This is a genomic window from Neobacillus drentensis NBRC 102427 (assembly GCF_001591445.1).
Classification (GTDB): Bacteria; Bacillota; Bacilli; order Bacillales; family Cytobacillaceae; genus Neobacillus; species Neobacillus drentensis.
Genome location: NZ_BCUX01000113.1, coordinates 1 through 3,240, shown reverse-complemented (window position 1 = coordinate 3,240; position 3,240 = coordinate 1). Strand labels below are relative to the sequence as shown.

Genomic DNA, 3,240 nt, shown 5'->3' with positions numbered 1-3,240 from the left:
AGTTAAGCAATTTTCTTTTTCCTTTTATAAAACTAAAAAACACCCGCACACTCACGACTGAAATCATGAGTATGCGGGTGTTGGTTTATTCTATTCTATAACGTAATAATCACAAACAACTTGTGCAACTGATTTTGCTGCCACTATAAGAGCATCTTCATCGATATCAAATTTTGGATGATGAGTAAGGGTGACCTCCCTCTTTATCCTCCCCTTTAAAAAAGTTCCGTTTAAACCATTTCACAGAATGCACCAATTCTATAATTCTGATTTATATTTAACCATTGGAACAATATTAAAAATCCCCTAACCGAGTTTCTTAGGAATATTTGTCTACTTTCGATACAAAATACAAATTAGATTCTTATTTTGATTGGATTTGTCTATCCCTGGCGATCAAGGAGAAATTAGGTGAAGGATTTATGAAAAAGATAACCAAAGAAAAGCTCTTTTTATTCTTAAAAATTCTATTTCCGATGATTTTATTAGTTCTCGCAGGATATGAAATAAAAAAGTTTACTGGAAACATGAATATTCAGTTGTTCCGCCATGAAGTAAGTCAATTACATTTGGCTAAGATGGTCTTGATTTTTCTCATTACCTTTTGTGCCATTTTCCCAATGTTTTTCTATGATGTATTTTTAGCAAAAATATTAGGCGTTAAAATACCGGTAAGAGAACTGGTAAAAAAGTCTTTTATTGCGAATACCTTTTCAAACTTAATTGGCTTTGGAGGTCTTATCGGCGCTACACTTAGAACCTATTTCTATCAGGAAGCTGAAGCAGACAAAAAGATACTGGTGAAGAAAATTGCCTCTGTTTCATTGTTTTATCTCACTGGGATCTCTTTGCTTACCTGGGTCGTTCTTGTCGGTTTTCGAAGCACCCCTCTTTTTCATGATAAAAAATGGCTTTTTTGGGCAGTGGCAGCGGTAAGTTTGTATCTGCCGGTTTTTATCACCATCTATTTTATTCAACGAAAAAAACAAGGAGTTTCAACGATCAAGTTTGATATGGGGCTCAAACTAATTATCGTTTCGTTACTTGAATGGATGGCCATTTTCGTTGCTATTTGGTTATTATGCATAATGTTAAAAATCCCAATTGATTTTGCCGGGCTTTTACCCGTTTTTATCATTGCTTCATGCGCCGGAATTATTAGTATGATTCCCGGAGGTTTAGGGTCCTTTGACCTAGTTTTTATTTGGGGTATGCATGTTTTAGGTGTTCCCGAAGAGCAAGTCGTGGTTCTTCTGCTATTTTATCGGATCGGCTATTTTATTCTTCCATTTTTAGTGGGGTTAGTTTTATTCATTAAGGATTTTTGGAACAAGTGGAATCAATCGTGGAATCATGTTCCTGATGCCATCCTGGTAAGGATTAGCCACATACTATTAACATTCTTGGTCTTTTTGTCAGGACTTGTTTTGCTTCTTTCAGCAGCCGTCCCAGGTATTATCGGAAGGTTAAAGATCGCTCAAGAATTTTTATCCTTTCCGATTATGAATATATCGCATCACCTCTCCGTAGCAACTGGTTTTATCCTGCTCGGGTTATCCCGTGGTATTCAATATAAAGAGAAGCGTGCCTATCACCTAACGATGGTCGTTTTAATTTTTGCAGCCTTATTCACCTTCTTAAAGGGGTTTGATTATGAGGAGGCATTTTATATTTTAATTGTTGTCGTGCTTTTGAGAGCTTCTAAAAAGCGATTTTACAGAGAGCGCTTTGTTTTAGGCTGGGGCAAAACTATTTTTGATATCGGTATGTTTGTCGTTATTGCCTTTATGTTTATATTAATCGGCTATCTCAATTTGCCTTCCACTGAAATTAAGGTGAGTCCAAAGCTTTCACCATATCTGATAAAAGACTATCGTGATTTATTTAATAGCGCATTAATCGGCTTGTTAATAGCGATGCTCCTTTTTTTCATCGGCTATTTGATTCGACGGAATAAAAAATGGGAATTGCAAACATCCATTACCCAGGAAGAGAAAATCATGAACCATTTGGATCATTATAATGGAACGGTCCTAACCCATTTAATTTTTTTACATGATAAATATATTTATTGGAATAAAAAAGACAACGTCTTATTTGCCTATCAAATATATGCGGACAAACTTGTAGTCCTCGGTGACCCTGTAGGAGACCATGATGAATTGCCACTTGCCATAGAAGAATTTCGCGACACAGCGGACCTTCATGGGTATACCCCAGTTTTTTACGAGGTCAGCGAGAAAATGCTACCTTATCTGCATGAAAGTGGTTATGATTTTTTCAAGCTCGGCGAGGAGGGGTATGTTGATTTAATCAGCTTTTCATTTAGTGGCAAAAAAATGAAAGGAGCCCGGGCAGTAAAAAATAAGTTTGAACGGGAAAATTATCAATTTGAGATTGTAAACCCTCCCTTTCATGCAGAATTCTTGAAGGAACTTAAGGATATATCTGATAAATGGCTTCAAGGAAGAACGGAAAAAGGGTTTTCCCTCGGTTTTTTTGATGAGGCTTACCTCAATAAAGCAGAAATAGCCGTTGTTAGAGCAAAAGGAACAGAGATTCTTGGATTTGTCAGCATGATGCCGGTTTATGATCAAAACCAAACCATTTCGTTGGACTTGATGCGCTTTGAAAAGGATGCGCCAAACGGAACGATGGACTTTGTTTTTCTATCATTATTTGAATGGGCAAAAGAACATGGATATCAATACTTTAATATTGGAATGGCTCCTTTATCAAATGTAGGGCTGTCAAAATATTCGTTTTTAAGTGAAAAGGTTGCATCGCAAATATTTTTGCATGGGCAATTTTTCTATTCGTTTCAAGGTTTAAGAAAATTCAAGGATAAATATGCCGATATGTGGCTCCCTAAATATTTAGCTTATCGAAAAAAAAGCTCATTGCCCATCACGATGGGACAAATCACTTTATTGATTGGAAAGAAAAGAAGAAAAGAAACGTAAAGAAAGATTGGCTTTTTTCGAGCCAATCTTTCACAAGTTTCAAACTAATGAGAAGCTTCACTTAACCTTTATGTTAGCACAATTTTTGCAAGATATATCGCCCAGCGATATACTAACCAAACGTTTGATTAAAACTGGTATCAGCCCTGGTATATTAACGTTTATCTCTGTAATTGTATAAAATACTTGTCGATACCTGGGCAGTTAAGCCTTCCATTCACTTTATTTCCCTTTAAATTTACACCCTTCGACCGCTGCAAACTAATCAAACGTTTAA

At 36.1% G+C, this 3,240-nt stretch carries 1 protein-coding gene and 1 pseudogene; one reads left to right on the top strand and one right to left on the bottom strand.

All coding sequences use genetic code 11. From position 1 onward, the window contains the following. Positions 1 to 90 precede the first annotated feature (90 nt). Positions 91 to 183 (bottom strand): annotated as a pseudogene (locus BDR01S_RS26415) (hypothetical protein); the annotation flags it as partial. Positions 184 to 422: 239 nt separating this feature from the next. Between BDR01S_RS26415 and mprF the strand changes: the two are divergent. After that, a complete protein-coding gene (mprF, locus tag BDR01S_RS24300; protein ID WP_066249676.1) occupies positions 423 to 2,963 on the top strand; it encodes a bifunctional lysylphosphatidylglycerol flippase/synthetase MprF in 2,541 nt (846 codons plus the stop codon). The last annotated feature ends 277 nt before the right edge of the window (positions 2,964 to 3,240 follow it).